Genomic DNA, 15519 nt, shown 5'->3' on the forward strand with positions numbered 1-15519 from the left:
CGGCTTTTTGACACTGTGTGGGATCAGCCCGCGAAGCTGTCGGCCAACTCCTCGCTGATATTGGCCTCCGTGCCCGGGATGCCGAGGTCGGAGGCCCGCTTGTCGGCCATGGCCAGCAGGCGGCGGATCCGGCCGGCGACGGCGTCCTTGGTCAGTGGCGGGTCGGCGAGCGCGCCGAGCTCCTCCAGGGAGGCCTGCTTGTGCTCCATGCGCAGCCGGCCGGCGGCGGCGAGGTGCTCGGGCACGTCGTCGCCGAGGATCTCCAGGGCGCGCTGCACCCGGGCACCGGCGGCGACGGCCGCGCGGGCCGAGCGGCGCAGGTTGGCGTCGTCGAAGTTGGCGAGCCGGTTCGCCGTGGCGCGCACCTCGCGGCGCATCCGGCGCTCCTCCCAAGCCAGCACCGACTCGTGGGCGCCGAGTCGCGTCAACAGGGCGCCGATCGCGTCACCGTCACGGACGACGACCCGGTCCACGCCGCGCACCTCGCGGGCCTTGGAGGGGATCGACAGCCGGCGGGCGGCGCCGACCAGGGCGAGCGCGGCCTCGGGCCCCGGGCACGTCACCTCCAGGGAGGAGGATCGGCCGGGCTCGGTGAGCGAGCCGTGCGCCAGGAACGCGCCACGCCAGGCGGCCTCGGCGTCGCAGGTGGCCCCCGAGACCACCTGCGGCGGCAGACCGCGGATGGGGCGGCCCCGCCCGTCGACCAGGCCGGTCTGGCGCGCCAGCTGGTCACCGCCCGCGACCACGCGCACCACGTAGCGCGAACCGCGGCGCAGGCCGCCGGGAGCCATCACGATCAGCTCGGAGCTGTGGCCGAAGATCTCCAGAATGTCCCGCTTGAGGCGGCGGGCCGCCATCGCGGTGTCCAGCTCCGCCTCGATCACGATCCGACCGCTCACCAGGTGGAGGCCGCCGGCGAACCGCAGAATGGCGGAGACCTCCGCCTTTCTGCAGCAGGTCCGGGTGACGGGGAGCCGGGAGATCTCATCCTTCACCGCTGCCGTCATCGCCATGGGCCGATCCTTCCATGCATCCGAAAAATACGGTCGTACGCGGCGGCCAACAGCTCCGGGTCGTGCCTCGGGGTCCCGTCGGGCCGGGCCACCGGCGCCAGCTCGACCGCGGCCCCGAAGCGCTTGGCGGCGTCGGTCAGGGAGTCACGGTCGGGCACGGCGGCCTCGTCGGCCAGCACCACGTCCAGGGCGAGTTTAGGGGCGTGTCGTCCCAAAACCTCCAAATGACGCTGCGGGGAGAAGCCCTCGGTTTCTCCGGGCTGCGGCGCGAGGTTCAGCGAGAGTACCCGGCGGGCCTTCGTCTCGGTGAGCGCGTCCAGCAGCTCGGGCACCAGCAGGTGCGGAATGACCGAGGAGAACCAGGAGCCCGGGCCGAGCACCACCCAGTCCGCGTCCAGGACGGCCTCGACCGCCTCGGGCACCGCAGGCGGGTCGTTCGGCACGAGGTGCACGGACTGCACCTCGCCCGGGGTGAGGGCGACGGTGGCCTGGCCCCGGACCGTGTCGATGTCGTCCGGGCGGGCCGGGTCATGCCCCCGGACCAGGGCCTGGAGTTCCAGCGGCACGGCGGACATGGGCAGCACCCTGCCCTGGGCGCCCAGCAGCCGTCCGACCAGGTCGAGGGCCTGGACGTGGTCGCCGAGCTGCTCCCACAGGGCGACGATCAGCAGGTTGCCGACCGCGTGCTCGTGCAGGTCGCCCTTGGACTGGAAGCGGTGCTGGATGACCCGGGCCCAGGTCTGGCCCCAGTCGTCGTCACCGCACAGCGCGGCCAGCGCCTTGCGCAGGTCGCCGGGCGGCAGGACGCCCAGCTCGTCGCGCAGGCGCCCGCTGGAGCCGCCGTCGTCGGCCACGGTGACGACGGCGGTGAGGTCGCCGGTGATCCGGCGCAGTGCGGCGAGCGAGGCGGACAGGCCCATGCCGCCGCCGAGGGCGACGACCTTGGGCTGGGTGCCGCGGCGGCGCGGTCTGCCGCCCCGGGCCTCGGCGGTCCGGCCGCCCTTTCCACCGGTGTTGCCCTCGGGCACCACCCGGCGCAGCCGGCTCAGCCGCGGTGTACGTCGTGTCATTCGCGTCCCATGTCCCGGTGTACGACCACCGTCTCCACGCCCTCGGCGGCGAGCCGTGCGGCGAGCCTCTCCGACATGGCGACCGAGCGGTGCTTGCCGCCCGTGCAGCCCACGGCGATCGTCACGTAGCGCTTGCCCTCACGGCGGTAGCCGGTGGCGACGAGCTGGAGGAGCTCGGTGTACCGGTCGAGGAACTCCTTGGCGCCGGGCTGGTTGAAGACGTAACCCGACACCTCCTCGTTGAGCCCCGTGTACGGGCGCAGCTCCGGGACCCAGTGCGGGTTCGGCAGGAAGCGGCAGTCGACCACGAGGTCGGCGTCGACCGGCAGGCCGTACTTGTAGCCGAACGACATGACCGTGGCCCGCAGCTCCGGCTCCTCCTCGCCGGCGAACTGGGCGTCCATCTTGGCGCGCAGCTCGTGCACGTTCAGGCTGGAGGTGTCTATCACCAGGTCGGCGTCGCCGCGCAGCTCGCGCAGCAGCTCGCGCTCGGCGGCGATGCCGTCGACGATGCGGCCGTCGCCCTGGAGGGGGTGCGGGCGGCGCACCGACTCGAAGCGGCGCACCAGGGCGTCGTCGGAGGACTCCAGGAAGACGATCCTCCGGGTGACGTTCTTCGCTTCCAGGTCGGCGAGGGACTCACGGAGGTTGTCGAAGAAGCGGCGGCCGCGGACGTCGACGACGACGGCGATCCGGGCCACGTTGCCCTGGGAGCGGGCACCGAGCTCCACCATGGTGGGGATCAGCGCGGGCGGCAGGTTGTCGACGACGAACCAGCCGAGGTCCTCCAGGCATTTCGCGGCCGTCGAGCGGCCCGCCCCGGACATGCCGGAGATGATCACCAGCTCGGGGATGGCCGCGTCCGGGACCGGGGCCTTGTCGTTGGTCGTGCCCGTACTCACCTGTGCTCCGTCTCCGGCTTGCTCGTGTTGCGCGTCGTGCTCGTTCACATTCATGTCTCCTGCCCCCGTCGTTCGTCCGGGGCGCCCGCTGCCACGGGGTCCCCACCGGAACCCATGGTGCCCGGTTCCTCTTCCATGATCTCTCCAGTCGCCGTGTTGACGGCGGGTGCGGCCGGGGCCGAGCGGGCGAGGGCCACGGCGATCGTCTCGGCCGTCTTGCGGCCTATGCCGGGGACCTCGCAGATCTGGTCGATCGTGGCGGCTCGCAGTTTCTTCAACGAGCCGAAGTGCTTCAGGAGTGCCTGCTTGCGCGTGTCCCCGAGGCCGGGGACGTCGTCCAGGGGGCTGGAGCGGAAGCGCTTGGACCGCTTCGTGCGCTGGTAGGTGATCGCGAAGCGGTGGGCCTCGTCACGGACCCGCTGGAGCAGGTACAGGCCCTCGCTGGTGCGGGGCAGGACCACCGGGTCGTCGTCGCCGGGCAGCCAGACCTCCTCCAGGCGCTTGGCGAGGCCGCACACGGCGATGTCGTCGATGCCGAGCTCGTCCAGGGCCCGCTGGGCTGCCGCGACCTGCGGGGCGCCGCCGTCGACGACCACGAGCTGGGGCGGGTAGGCGAACTTCTTGGGGCGGCCGTCGTCCTCGGTGAGGGTGTCCGCACTGGCGAGCGGGCTCTCGTCGATCCCCGAGATCTCGGCGGCCCCTTCGGTCTCGGCGGTCTCGCCGTCCGTCCACTCGCCCGTCCTCTCCTTCTCGGCGAGGTAGCGCCGGAAGCGGCGGGTGATCACCTCGTGCATGGAGCGGACGTCGTCCTGGCCGGCGAAGCCCTTGATCTGGAACCGCCGGTACTCGCTCTTGCGGGCGAGGCCGTCCTCGAAGACGACCATGGATGCCACCACGTCGTCGCCCTGGAGGTGGGAGATGTCGTAGCACTCGATCCGCAGCGGGGCGCTGTCCAGGTCGAGGGCGTCGGCGATCTCCTCCAGGGCGCGCGAGCGCGTGGTCAGGTCGGAGGCGCGCTTGGTCTTGTGCAGCACGAGCGCCTGCTGGGCGTTGCGCTGCACGGTCTCCATGAGCGCCTTCTTGTCGCCGCGCTGCGGTATGCGCAGGGAGACGCCCGAACCGCGCCGCCCGGCGAGCCACTCCTGGACCGGCTCCACGGGGTCGGGCAGGGCGGGGATCAGGACCTCCTTGGGGACGGCGTCGCCGGTCTCCTCGCCGTACAGCTGCTGCAGGGCGTGCTCCACGAGGGCGGCGGTGGTGATCTCCTCCACCTTGTCGGTGACCCAGCCGCGCTGGCCGCGCACCCGTCCGCCGCGCACGTGGAAGATCTGGACGGCCGCCTCCAGCTCGTCCTCGGCGACCGCGATCAGGTCGGCGTCGGTCGCGTCGGCGAGCACGACCGCGTTCTTCTCCATGGCCTTCTTCAGGGCCCCGATGTCGTCGCGCAGCCGGGCCGCCCGTTCGTACTCCATCTCCTCGGCCGCCTCGCCCATCTGCTTCTCCAGGCGGCGGATGTAGGTGTTCGTACGGCCGGTCATGAAGTCGCAGAACTCGTCGGCCAGTTCCCGGTGCTCCTCGGCGGAGACCCGGTCCACGCAAGGAGCCGAGCACTTGCCGATGTAGCCGAGGAGGCAGGGGCGGCCGGTGCGGGCGGCGTTCTTGAAGACGCCGGCCGAGCAGGTGCGCACGGGGAAGACGCGCAGCAGCAGGTCGACCGTGTCACGGATCGCCCACGCGTGCGCGTACGGCCCGAAGTAGCGCACGTCCTTCTTCTTGTGACCGCGCATCACCTGCACGCGCGGGTACTCCTCGTTCATCGTCACCGCGAGGTACGGGTAGCTCTTGTCGTCGCGGTACTTGACGTTGAACCGGGGGTCGTACTCCTTGATCCACGAGTACTCCAGCTGGAGCGCCTCGACCTCCGTGGACACCACCGTCCACTCCACGGACGCGGCCGTGGTGACCATGGAGCGGGTGCGCGGGTGGAGGCCCGCGAGGTCCTGGAAGTAGTTCGCCAGGCGCTGGCGCAGGCTTTTCGCCTTTCCGACGTAGATCACCCGGCGGTGCTCGTCACGGAACCTGTAGACCCCCGGCGAGTCGGGGATCTCACCCGGTTTGGGGCGGTAGCTGGAGGGGTCGGCCATGTCTCACACCCTACTGGCGAGCACCGACAGTCCGACGGGGCGGCGGGCCACGATCAGGGGCTCGGCGGGAGGGCAGTTTCCAACGGCATGTCCCGCCCCGGGGTTACGGCGGGCCGGTAGCGGGAATGCAGGCTTCCCACGGGGACACGGCGCCGTCCGGCGGACGGGGGCCGTGTCGGTGCAGACACACGTTGTCAGGCGGACCGGCCGCTCCCGGCGCGGAGCGGGCGGGCCACGGGTCGGAGGGCTGCGCAGATGAAGCGGATGCGGATCGAGAAAACCCGGCGGACGGTCCGTGCCCGCCGGTACGCGGACGAGGCGTTCGCGCTGCCCGACGCCCTGGACCCGCGCGACCCCGACATAGTGCGGGCCAAGCGTCTGGCCCTCGAGGAGCGGAACTCGAGCGAACGCTCCTAGAACCTCACCGTCGACCGAACGCCCGGGGCGCACGCCCCGGGCGTTCGCATGTCCGGACAGACCCGGCCGGGAGAACGTCACTGTCCGGCATCAGCTGTTGTCGGGACCAGGTCAACACGCTTCAATGCGGGGGAACTCGGGGCCCTGAACGGCGGCGTACGGATGTGAAGACCCCGCACGTGCCGCCAGGACGGCCCCCGGCCCCCGCGCGAACGGTCTGACCAGCCGCTGCCGACTCACAGAGAGGCCCCTGCATGCCGCACGCCACACAGCCCGCGGCCGTCGCCACCGCGGAACTGGACGCGGCCCTGCGAGGCGGCCCCTTCCACGTCGCCCTGCGTGCCGCGATCGCCGCCCGCGGGCTGCCGCTGCAGCGCGTGCGGCACCATCTGTCCCGCCACGGCGTGAAAGTGGGCGTCACCAGCCTGAGTTACTGGCAGCAGGGCGCCCGGCGCCCGCAGCGCCCCGAGTCGCTGCGGGCCGTACGGGCGCTGGAGGTGATCCTGGAACTGCCCGAGGAGTCGCTGATCCGGCTGCTCGCCGAGCCCGGCGACGGCACGTCCGGGCAGCGGTCCGCGGCCCGGTCCTACCGCTGCCTCGTCGAGGCCTCCGGGGTCCTGGACCAGCTGCTGGCCGAGCTGGAGTGCCCGCCGGACGGCGGCCTGCACACCCTCGGGCACCACGAGCGGCTGCGGATCGGGGCACGGGGCGAGCTGACCGAGCGCGAGTCGCACCACATCGTGCGCGCCCACCGCGACGGAGTCGACCGCTTCGTGGCCGTCCACCACGGCGGCCGGGGAGCCGTGCCGGAACGCATACGGGTGCACGCCCTGGAGAACTGCCGTACCGGGCGCGTCCGTTGGCACGGCGACACGGGCGTGGTCGCTGCCGAGCTGCTCTTCGACACCCGGCTGCGGGCCGGGGACACCTTCCTGTTCCGCTACGTCGTCGAGGACGGGACGGCGGGCGTGTCACGCGAGTACGTCCGCGGCTTCGACTCCCCCGGCGGGCAGTACGCGCTCCAGGTGTGCTTCGACGCGGCGGCCCTCCCGGTGCGCTGCCACCGGTTCGCCCAGCCCTCGGCGGCGGCGCCGCGCAGCGGGTGCCAGGAGCTGGCGATGAGCGGACGGCACCGGTCCGTGCATCTGGTCGAGCCTCGAGTGCGGGCCGGGTTCCTGGGAATCGGCTGGGACTGGGAGTAGCACGCGCTGACGGCAGCCGCTGCCTCGCGCTGCGGCCGGCGGATCGGTGACCGCGGGTCTCGCCGCCGACGGCCCGGACCGGCGGACGCTGTCGCTGCCGAAGAACGCCCGCCGAGCGACGTAAACGCTTGCGTAAGCGTTTACGTGGGCCCCCGGATGCGATACCTTCCCCGCCTGAGGCCGAAGGGGGGCCCGAAGAGGAGGAGGGGAGCGGCATGGCCACGATGGCCGACGTCGCGCGGAGCGCCGGTGTCTCGGTGGCGACCGTCTCGCACGTGCTGAACGGCACCCGGCCGGTGCTGCCGCACACCCGGCAGGCGGTCCTGGACGCCGTCGAGGAGCTCGGTTACACCACGAACACGCTGGCCCGTTCCCTGGTGACGGCCCGTACCCGGTCCATCGGGCTGGCGGTGTCGGCGATCAGCAACCCGTACTTCACGGAGATCCTCCAAGGGGTCGAGGCCGCCGCGCTGGAGGCCGGCTACAGCCTGCTCATCGCCGATCCGCACGACGATCCCGAGCACGAGCGCAAGGTCGTGCAACTGCTGCACGAGCGCCGGGTCGACGGCATGATCGTCGCGCCCTCGGAGGATCCGCGCGGGTTGCTCGCCTACCTGGGGCGGCACGCCGTCCCGGCGGTGTTCCTCGACCGGCTGGTGGACGCGCCGGGCGCGGACGGCGGTCCCCGCTTCGACCAGGTCTGCGCCGACAACGCCGAGCCGACGTCCCGGCTGGTCACCCATCTCGCCGGGCTCGGCCACCGGCGGATCGGGCTGGTGGCGGGGCGGCCGGGGCTCAGTACCACGAGCGAGCGGATCATGGGCTACCGCAGCGGGCTCGCGTTCGCGGGGCTGCCTTACGACGAGCGGCTCCTGGTGCACGGCGACTCGGAGTCAGCCGGTGCCGAGCGGGTGACCGCCGCCCTCCTCGGCCTCGGCGGCCCGCCCACCGCGCTGGTCACCGGCAACAACGCGATGACCATCGGAGCGCTGCGGGCCCTGCGCGCCCACGGACTGTCCGTGCCGGGCGACATCGCGCTGTGCTGCTTCGACGACTTCGCCTGGGCCGATCTGTTCTCGCCCCGGCTCACCGCGATCGCCCAGCCCAGCAAGGACATCGGCGCCCAGGCCGTACGCGTGCTCCTGGAGCGTCTGGACGAGCCGGACCGGCCCGCCCGGACCGTGCGGCTCCCCTGCACCTTCGTCCACCGCACCTCGTGCGGCTGCTCCGACCCGTCCGAGAAGGGAACCCCGTCGTCATGATCGTCGTCGCCGGTGAGGCACTGATCGACCTGGTACCGCGGGGCGCGGGCGCCCTGGCGGCGCTGCAGCCGGCGCTCGGCGGCGGCCCGTACAACACGGCCGTGGCGCTCGGCCGCCTCGGCTCCCCCACCGCCTTCTGCTCCCGGGTGTCGTACGACGCTTTCGGAGACGCCCTCCTGGACCGGCTGCGCGAGACCGGCGTGGACGTGTCGTCGGTGCGGCGCGGCAGCGAGCCCACGACCCTGGCCGTCGCCACGCTGGACGACGACGGCTCGGCCGCGTACTCCTTCTACGTCGACGGGACGGCGGACCGGCTGTTCACGGCGCCCTCCGCGCTGCCGTCCGGGACCCGCGCGATCTCCTTCGGCACCTGTTCGCTGGTGCTGGAGCCGGGGGCGAGCGCGTACGAGGAGCTGATGCGTGCGGCCGCCGGGCGGGGCGTGTTCACCGCGCTTGACCCGAACATCAGGGCCGGGCTGATCCCGGACGCGGACGCCTATCGGGCGCGGTTCAAGAGCTGGCTGCCGTCGGTGTCGCTGCTGAAGATGTCCGCGGAGGACGCCGAGTGGCTCGGCGGCACGCCCCAGGAGTGGCTGACGGCCGGTCCGGCGGCGGTCGTGATCACCCGGGGCGGCGACGGGCTGACCGCGTTCACTCGCGACGGCGGTGAGTACGCGGTGCCGGGCGAGCGGGTCGAGGTCGTGGACACGATCGGCGCGGGCGACACGGTGAACGCGGCGCTGCTGCACGGGCTCGCGATACGCGACGCGCTCAGCATGCGGGCACTGACCGCGCTGGGACCCGACGGCTGGACGGAGCTGCTGGGCTTCGCGGCCCGCGCGGCGGCGATCACCTGCTCACGTGCGGGGGCCGAGCCGCCGTACGCGCGGGAGCTGGAGGGCTGACGGGATCGGCGATCCGTCGGTCCCGGGGCGGCCCGCCGGACACCGTTCGGGCTCGGGCTGGAGGGGTGACGCGGTCCGGCGGCCCGCCGACCCCGAGGCGGTCGGTCGGACGCCGCCTGAGTCGGACACGGAGTGCCGGACGTCCAACGGGTCGGACCGCTGACGCCAGCCGGGTTCGGTCTCGGTGCTCAGCCCGTCTCCCCCACCGCCCGCAGCGCGCCCGGGCGGCGGCCGTTGAGGCGGTCCAGGGCCGCGGCCGTGGCGTCGTCCGCGGGCAGGTGGACGATGACGCGCTGTACCTCGTCGGGGAGTGCGAGCGTTTCGTGCAGGAGGCGCAGTGAGCCGGCCTCCGGGTGGTCGAGGTGCTGGGATCCCGTCCGCCGTGGGGCCGTGGCCAGGTCGGCGAACCGGTCGGCGAAGTCCGCGCCGGCCGTCACCGTCAGCTCGTCGGCCGGCTCGGCGAGGTTCGGGTCCCGCAAGGGGACACCGTGCCGGAGCCGGGCGACCAGGTCGTCGGCCACCCGGTCCCAGTCGCGGTAGGCGCTGCGGGCGCGTTCGTCGGTGAACAGGTACCGCAGCAGGCTGGGCCGCTCGTCGTCGAGCAGACCGATGGGGCCGACCAGACGTTCGTAACCGGCCGTGTGGGCGAGGACGTCGCCGATCCAGTTGACCACCAGCGCGGGAGCCGGCTCCAGGTGGTCCAGCACGGCCCGTACGGTGGGGCGCGCCGTGCGGCTGAGCGACGGGGCCGCCGCGCAGACCAGCGGGTCGCCGCCGTCGGCCTCCTTGGTCAGGCGGCGCAGCAGCATCCGGTCGGTGAGGGACAGGTTCAGGGCGTCGGCGAGGGCGCCGAGTACCTGGGCCGACGGGTTGCGGTCGCGGCCCTGTTCCAGCCGGGTGAGGTACTCGACGCTGACGCCGGCGAGCGTGGCCAGCTCGGCGCGCCGCAGGCCCGGGGTGCGGCGCCGGGTGCCGGCGGGCAGGCCCGCCTCGGCCGGGGTGACGGCTTCGCGCCAGGTGCGCAGGAACGTGCCCAACTCGTTGTCGCTCACCCGCCGAACGTACAGCGCCCGCAGGCGCTGAGGGTGGCCCCGTCACTACCAGGCTCCGGCCGGTCTCCCTCAGGGTCCGCGCGGCATCCAGGGTGGAGGGCATGACGAATGACACCGCCACCACCGCCGCCACCGCCCTGCCGCTGGCCCCGGGGCACTGGGCCCTCGACCCGTTGCACTCCTCCGTGAACTTCACCATCCGTCACCTGGGCATCGCCAAGGTGCGGGGACGCTTCGAGCGGCTGGAGGCCGAACTGTCCGTCGGGGAGCGGGTCGAGGACGTGCGGGTCTCCGCGACCGTCGACCTGGCCTCGGTCGACACCGGCAACGCGGACCGGGACGCGCACGTCCGCGCCGCCGACCTGCTCGACGTCGAGAAGCGCCCGACGATGGCCTACCGCTCGACGCGGGTGTCGGGCGAGGGTGAGGACTGGACGGTGGAGGGCGAGCTGACGATCGGGGACGTGACCCGGCCCGTGACGCTCGCCGTGGAGTTCGGCGGGCTGGTCGAGGTGCCCATGGACGGCAGCCGGCACGCCGGGTTCGAGGCGACGGGCGAGATCCGGCGCGGTGACTTCGGGCTCGGCTTCGCTCCAGGCCTGCTCGGGGACGTGGTGAAGATCCAGCTGGACATGCAGTTCGTGGAACCCAAGAACGCCTGACCGCACGCCGCCGCGCCGCGCCCCACGAGGAGTTCGCCGGGGGGCGCGGCGCGTCGGCAGAAGCCGTCAGTTACTGGTCCGCGTGGTCTTCTTCGCGGCGGCCTTGGTGGTCTTGGTGGTCTTGGCGGCTGTCTTCCCGGTGGTGCTGCCGACCGTCTTGGTGGCGGTCCTGCTCGCCCTGGCCTGTGCCGGGACCGTCTTCTTGGCCGCCCGGCGCGGCGCCTTCACCGAGGACGCGTCACTGATGCGGTCGGCGCCCAGGACCTCCCGCAGGAACTTGCCGGTGTGGCTGGCCGGGACCCCGGCGACCTGCTCGGGCGTGCCCTCCGCGACGACCAGGCCGCCGCCGGCGCCGCCTTCGGGGCCCATGTCGACGATCCAGTCGGCGGTCTTGATCACGTCGAGGTTGTGCTCGATGACGATGACCGTGTTGCCCTTGTCGACCAGGCCGGACAGGACCTTCAGCAGCTTGCTGATGTCCTCGAAGTGCAGGCCGGTGGTCGGCTCGTCCAGGACGTAGACGGTGCGGCCGGTGGAGCGGCGCTGGAGCTCGCTGGCGAGCTTGACGCGCTGGGCCTCCCCGCCGGAGAGGGTGGTCGCGGACTGGCCGAGCCGGACGTAGCCAAGGCCGACGTCCTTGAGGGTCTTCATGTGGCGGGCGATCGCGGGGACCGCCTCGAAGAAGTCGGTGGCCTCCTCGATCGGCATGTTCAGGACGTCGGCGATGGACTTGCCCTTGTAGTGGACCTCCAGGGTCTCCCGGTTGTACCGGGCGCCGTGGCAGACCTCGCACGGGACGTAGACGTCCGGGAGGAAGTTCATCTCGATCTTGATCGTGCCGTCGCCGGCGCAGTTCTCGCAGCGGCCGCCCTTGACGTTGAAGGAGAAGCGGCCGGGCATGTAGCCGCGGACCTTCGCCTCGGTGGTCTCGGCGAACAGCTTGCGGATGTGGTCGAAGACGCCGGTGTACGTGGCCGGGTTGGAGCGCGGGGTGCGGCCGATGGGCGACTGGTCCACGTGGACGACCTTGTCGACGAGGTCGTCGCCGTCCACGCGCGTGTGCCGACCGGGCACGTTCCTCGCGCCGTTCAGCTCGCGGGCCAGGTGCGTGTACAGGATGTCGTTGACCAGGGTCGACTTGCCGGAGCCGGACACACCGGTGACGGCCGTGAACACCCCCAGCGGGAACGAGACGTCGATGTCCTGGAGGTTGTTCTCCCGGGCTCCGTGCACCGTGAGCTGCCGGGACGGATCCAGCGGGCGCCGGATGTCGGGCAGCGGGATGGCCTTCTTGCCGGACAGGTACTGCCCCGTCTGAGACTCGTCGTTGGCGAGGAGTTCCTTCAGGGAGCCGCTGTGCACGACCCTGCCGCCGTGCTCACCGGCGCCGGGGCCGATGTCGACGACCCAGTCGGCGACCTTGATGGTGTCCTCGTCGTGCTCGACGACGATGAGCGTGTTGCCCATGTCGCGCAGCCGGACCAGGGTCTCGATCAGCCGGTGGTTGTCGCGCTGGTGCAGGCCGATGGACGGCTCGTCGAGGACGTACAGCACACCGACGAGGCCGGAGCCGATCTGGGTGGCCAGGCGGATGCGCTGGGCCTCGCCGCCGGAGAGCGTGCCGGCCGCGCGGTTCAGGGAGAGGTAGTCCAGGCCGACGTCGACCAGGAACCGCAGCCGTTCGTTGACCTCCTTCAGCACACGCTCGGCGATCTTCTTGTCGCGGGCGCTGAGCTTGAGCTCGCCCAGGAAGTCCGCGCAGTCGCTGATCGACATGGCGGAGACCTCGGCGATGGACTTGTCCATGATCGTGACCGCGAGGACGATCGGCTTCAGGCGCGTGCCCTCACAGGTCGGGCAGGGCACTTCGCGCATGTAGCCCTCGAAGCGCTCACGGCTGGAGTCGCTCTCGGCCTCGCTGTGCCGGCGCTTGACGAAGGGGACGGCGCCCTCGAAGGCCGTGGTGTAGCGGCGTTCGCGCCCGTAGCGGTTGCGGTAGCGGACCTCGACCTGGGTCTTGTGCCCGTGGAGCAGGGCCTTCTTGGCGCGCAGCGGCAGGCCCGCGAAGGGGATGTCCGTACGGAAGCCCAGCGCGTCGGCGAGGGCACCGATCAGACGGCCGAAGTAGTCCTTGGTGTGCCCGTGCGACCAGGGGTGGATGGCGCCCTCGTCCAGGCTCTTGTCCGGGTCCGGGACGATCAGCTCCGGGTCGACCTCCATGCGCGTGCCGATGCCGGTGCAGTCCGGGCAGGCGCCGAAGGGGGAGTTGAAGGAGAAGGAGCGGGGCTCCAGCTCCTCGAAGGACAGGTCGTCGTACGGGCAGTACAGGTGCTCGGAGAACATGCGCTCGCGTTCGGGGTCGTCCTCCGGGAGGTCCACGAAGTCGAGCACGACCATGCCGCCGGACAGACCGAGGGCGGTCTCGACGGAGTCGGTGAGGCGGCGCTTGGCGCTCTCCTTGACCGTGAGGCGGTCGACGACCACCTCGATGGTGTGCTTCTCCTGCTTCTTCAGCGTGGGCGGGTTCGACAGCTGGACCGTCTCGCCGTCCACCCGCGCGCGGGAGTAGCCCTTGGTCTGCAGGTCGGCGAAGAGGTCGACGAACTCGCCCTTGCGCTCACGCACCAGCGGCGACAGCACCTGGAAGCGGCTGCCCTCGGGCAGCTCCAGGACCCGGTCGACGATGGCCTGGGGCGACTGGCGGGAGATCGGGCGGCGGCACTCGGGGCAGTGCGGCTTGCCGATGCGGGCGAAGAGCAGCCGCAGGTAGTCGTAGACCTCGGTGATGGTGCCGACCGTGGAGCGCGGGTTGCGCGAGGTCGACTTCTGGTCGATGGAGACGGCCGGGGAAAGGCCCTCGATGAAGTCGACGTCCGGCTTGTCCATCTGGCCGAGGAACTGCCGGGCGTACGAGGAGAGCGACTCCACGTAGCGTCGCTGCCCCTCGGCGAAGATCGTGTCGAAGGCCAGCGAGGACTTGCCCGACCCCGACAGGCCCGTGAAGACGATGAGCGAGTCGCGCGGGAGGTCGAGCGAGACGTTCTTCAGGTTGTGCTCGCGCGCTCCACGGACGATGAGACGGTCGGCCACGCCGGTCCGCACCTTTCTTGAGAGAAGTGACAGGGGCGGGGCCCCCGTCTTTCCCAGACTAGGGGGAGCCACTGACAACGCCGGACGGATTCACGGGGTTGTCAACAAACCCCGGCGCTCCAGCATGCCCGACGCCACGTCCGACCATATAGCACGTGCTTTCGATTTAAGGCACCCGTCCACCACCTTCACCCGAAGGAGTGGCGGAGCTAGGGTCAGCACCATGATTGATCACGCTCATGACCTGGCCTCTGTACGTGACGCGACGGAGCGGCTGCTGACGGCAGTCGGCACACTGGACAACGCGGCTGTGACGCAGCCGTCACGGCTGCCCGGCTGGAGCTTCGGTCACGTGCTGGCCCACCTCGCCCGCAACGCGGACGCCCTCGTGAACGTCCTCGAGGGGCGCCCCATGTACGTCTCCGCCGAGACCCGGGACGCCGACATCGAGCGGGACGCCCCGCGCGCCCTCGACGTCCACCTCGCCGACCTGCGCGAGAGCGCGGCCCGCTTCCAGGACGCCGGGGACGCTCCGGCGGACTGGTCGCGCACGGTGGAGCTGCGCAACGGGGTCACGGACTGCGCGGCCCGGGTGCCGTTCCGGCGGTGGGCCGAGGTCGAGCTGCACCACGTGGACCTGGGGATCGGGTACGAGCTGGAGGATCTGCCCGCGGAATTCACGGAGCGGGAGATCGGCTTCCTCGCCGACCGGTTCGCCGGGCACCCCGACGTACCCCCCACCCGGGTCACGGACGGCACGCGCGCGTGGAGCACGGGACGCGAGGCGGACGACGGGCCCGAGGTCACCGTCACCGGTTCCCCCGCCGACCTGCTGGGCTGGCTCGCCGGCCGCCGCACCGGAGCCGGTCTGACCGTGGACGGCGGCCCGCTTCCGGCGCTGCCCCCGCTGTAGGGCCCGGGCCACTCCCCCGCTATAGGCTGGCGGACATGACGTACAGCGGACAGGTGACGGTCGGCGGACCTGCCGACGTCCACGAACTCAAGGACCTGATGATCACCAAGATCGCGGTCGGTCCGATGAACAACAACGCCTATCTGCTGCGCTGCCGGGCCACGGACGAGCAACTGCTGATCGACGCCGCGAACGAGGCGGGCACGCTGCTCGGCATGATCGGGGACGACGGCATCGCGTCGGTCGTCACGACCCACCGGCACGGCGACCACTGGCAGGCGCTCGCCGAGGTCGTGGCGGCCACCGGCGCCCGCACGTACGCGGGCCGGGACGACGCCGAGGGCATCCCCGTGCGGACCGATGTGCTCGTCGACGACGGCGACACCATCCGGGTGGGGCGTGTGGAACTCACCGCGCGCCACCTGGTCGGGCACACGCCCGGCTCGATCGCCCTCGTCTACGACGACCCGCACGGGCATCCCCATGTGTTCACCGGGGACTGCCTGTTCCCCGGCGGTCCTGGTCGGACAACACGTCCGGAGGAGTTCAACTCCCTGATGGGCGGCCTGGAGACCAAGCTCTTCGACGTCCTGCCCGACGAGACGTGGATCTACCCCGGCCACGGCAACGACACCACGATCGGCACGGAGCGGCCCCACCTCGCGGAGTGGCACGCACGAGGCTGGTAACTGTCCAACGACGACCGCCCCCATTTCGAACCGAAGCGGGGGCGGTCGCGCGTTCAGGCCCGTCGACGCTCGGGCAGCGTGGTTGCAGGATGACCGCCGTCCCCTGATCAGTCCGATGTCCACCCGGCGCGGTCCCACTCTTCAGGTTGCGCTGCCTCGTCTCGGCAAGAAGCTCCGGCTCCGGGTCGGCCGGCGGGC

At 71.9% G+C, this 15519-nt stretch carries 13 protein-coding genes; 7 read left to right on the forward strand and 6 right to left on the reverse strand.

What is annotated here, in order from left to right:
- Positions 1 to 23 precede the first annotated feature (23 nt).
- Genes whiA through uvrC form a run of 4 tightly spaced genes read right to left on the reverse strand, consistent with a single transcriptional unit; the run spans position 24 to position 5129 of the window.
- Entirely contained in the window at positions 24 to 1013 is a 990-nt protein-coding gene (whiA, locus tag ACWD1U_RS16350) for a DNA-binding protein WhiA (RefSeq protein ID WP_451108016.1), read from the reverse strand.
- The gene (locus ACWD1U_RS16355) at positions 1004 to 2083 is read right to left on the reverse strand and encodes a gluconeogenesis factor YvcK family protein (protein ID WP_451108018.1); all 1080 of its coding nucleotides are present in this window, start codon (positions 2081 to 2083) and stop codon (positions 1004 to 1006) included. Before ACWD1U_RS16355 ends, whiA begins: the two co-directional genes overlap by 10 nt.
- A complete protein-coding gene (gene rapZ / locus ACWD1U_RS16360) occupies positions 2080 to 3039 on the reverse strand; it encodes an RNase adapter RapZ (RefSeq protein WP_451108020.1) in 960 nt (319 codons plus the stop codon). The genes ACWD1U_RS16355 and rapZ overlap by 4 nt, the downstream gene beginning before the upstream one ends.
- On the reverse strand, positions 3036 to 5129 hold the full coding sequence (uvrC, locus tag ACWD1U_RS16365; protein WP_451108023.1) for an excinuclease ABC subunit UvrC: 2094 nt from the start codon (positions 5127 to 5129) through the stop codon (positions 3036 to 3038). The genes rapZ and uvrC overlap by 4 nt, the downstream gene beginning before the upstream one ends.
- 264 nt (positions 5130 to 5393) lie before the next feature.
- On the opposite strand from uvrC, the gene ACWD1U_RS16370 reads away from it, so the two are divergent.
- The 4 genes from ACWD1U_RS16370 (at position 5394) to ACWD1U_RS16385 (ending at position 8915) form a co-directional block, all read left to right on the forward strand.
- A complete protein-coding gene (locus tag ACWD1U_RS16370; protein WP_451108024.1) occupies positions 5394 to 5546 on the forward strand; it encodes a hypothetical protein in 153 nt (50 codons plus the stop codon).
- A gap of 254 nt (positions 5547 to 5800) precedes the next feature.
- Positions 5801 to 6748 (forward strand): hypothetical protein, encoded by a 948-nt coding sequence (locus ACWD1U_RS16375; RefSeq protein WP_451108025.1) that lies wholly within the window; start codon positions 5801 to 5803, stop codon positions 6746 to 6748.
- A gap of 215 nt (positions 6749 to 6963) precedes the next feature.
- A complete protein-coding gene (locus ACWD1U_RS16380) occupies positions 6964 to 8010 on the forward strand; it encodes a LacI family DNA-binding transcriptional regulator (protein WP_451108027.1) in 1047 nt (348 codons plus the stop codon).
- Positions 8007 to 8915, forward strand: a complete 909-nt coding sequence (locus ACWD1U_RS16385) for a carbohydrate kinase family protein (protein WP_451108029.1) — start codon at positions 8007 to 8009, stop codon at positions 8913 to 8915. Before ACWD1U_RS16380 ends, ACWD1U_RS16385 begins: the two co-directional genes overlap by 4 nt.
- A gap of 188 nt (positions 8916 to 9103) precedes the next feature.
- Here the strand turns inward: ACWD1U_RS16385 and ACWD1U_RS16390 are convergent, their stop codons facing one another.
- The gene (locus ACWD1U_RS16390; protein WP_451108031.1) at positions 9104 to 9967 is read right to left on the reverse strand and encodes a helix-turn-helix domain-containing protein; all 864 of its coding nucleotides are present in this window, start codon (positions 9965 to 9967) and stop codon (positions 9104 to 9106) included.
- A 101-nt stretch (positions 9968 to 10068) separates the two neighbouring features.
- Between ACWD1U_RS16390 and ACWD1U_RS16395 the strand changes: the two genes are divergently transcribed.
- The gene (locus ACWD1U_RS16395) at positions 10069 to 10629 is read left to right on the forward strand and encodes a YceI family protein (RefSeq protein WP_451108033.1); all 561 of its coding nucleotides are present in this window, start codon (positions 10069 to 10071) and stop codon (positions 10627 to 10629) included.
- Between the two features lie 66 nt (positions 10630 to 10695).
- Here ACWD1U_RS16395 and uvrA read toward each other — a convergent pair whose 3' ends face one another.
- Positions 10696 to 13719 (reverse strand): excinuclease ABC subunit UvrA, encoded by a 3024-nt coding sequence (gene uvrA / locus ACWD1U_RS16400; RefSeq protein ID WP_451108035.1) that lies wholly within the window; start codon positions 13717 to 13719, stop codon positions 10696 to 10698.
- A gap of 223 nt (positions 13720 to 13942) precedes the next feature.
- Here uvrA and ACWD1U_RS16405 point away from each other — a divergent pair, with 223 nt between their 5' ends.
- Together ACWD1U_RS16405 and ACWD1U_RS16410 are read left to right on the forward strand one after the other, a co-directional pair.
- Positions 13943 to 14632 carry a maleylpyruvate isomerase family mycothiol-dependent enzyme gene (locus ACWD1U_RS16405; RefSeq protein WP_451108037.1) on the forward strand — a complete coding sequence of 230 codons (690 nt, stop codon included), beginning with the start codon at positions 13943 to 13945 and terminating at the stop codon, positions 14630 to 14632.
- 35 nt (positions 14633 to 14667) lie between these two features.
- The gene (locus tag ACWD1U_RS16410) at positions 14668 to 15321 is read left to right on the forward strand and encodes an MBL fold metallo-hydrolase (RefSeq protein ID WP_451108039.1); all 654 of its coding nucleotides are present in this window, start codon (positions 14668 to 14670) and stop codon (positions 15319 to 15321) included.
- Positions 15322 to 15519: the final 198 nt, after the last annotated feature.

The sequence above is a fragment of the Streptomyces sp. NPDC002788 genome (genome assembly GCF_053592115.1).

Excerpts from the sequence above, each read along its gene's own strand:
- rapZ (WP_451108020.1), bottom strand. The coding sequence starts at position 3,039 with ATGAATGTGAACGAGCACGACGCGCAACACGAGCAAGCCGGAGACGGA.
- uvrC (WP_451108023.1), bottom strand. The coding sequence starts at position 5,129 with ATGGCCGACCCCTCCAGCTACCGCCCCAAACCGGGTGAGATCCCCGAC.
- ACWD1U_RS16385 (WP_451108029.1), top strand. The coding sequence starts at position 8,007 with ATGATCGTCGTCGCCGGTGAGGCACTGATCGACCTGGTACCGCGGGGC.
- ACWD1U_RS16375 (WP_451108025.1), top strand. The coding sequence starts at position 5,801 with ATGCCGCACGCCACACAGCCCGCGGCCGTCGCCACCGCGGAACTGGAC.
- ACWD1U_RS16410 (WP_451108039.1), top strand. The coding sequence starts at position 14,668 with ATGACGTACAGCGGACAGGTGACGGTCGGCGGACCTGCCGACGTCCAC.
- ACWD1U_RS16380 (WP_451108027.1), top strand. The coding sequence starts at position 6,964 with ATGGCCACGATGGCCGACGTCGCGCGGAGCGCCGGTGTCTCGGTGGCG.
- ACWD1U_RS16370 (WP_451108024.1), top strand. The coding sequence starts at position 5,394 with ATGCGGATCGAGAAAACCCGGCGGACGGTCCGTGCCCGCCGGTACGCG.
- ACWD1U_RS16355 (WP_451108018.1), bottom strand. The coding sequence starts at position 2,083 with ATGACACGACGTACACCGCGGCTGAGCCGGCTGCGCCGGGTGGTGCCC.
- ACWD1U_RS16405 (WP_451108037.1), top strand. The coding sequence starts at position 13,943 with ATGATTGATCACGCTCATGACCTGGCCTCTGTACGTGACGCGACGGAG.
- ACWD1U_RS16395 (WP_451108033.1), top strand. The coding sequence starts at position 10,069 with ATGACGAATGACACCGCCACCACCGCCGCCACCGCCCTGCCGCTGGCC.
- whiA (WP_451108016.1), bottom strand. The coding sequence starts at position 1,013 with ATGGCGATGACGGCAGCGGTGAAGGATGAGATCTCCCGGCTCCCCGTC.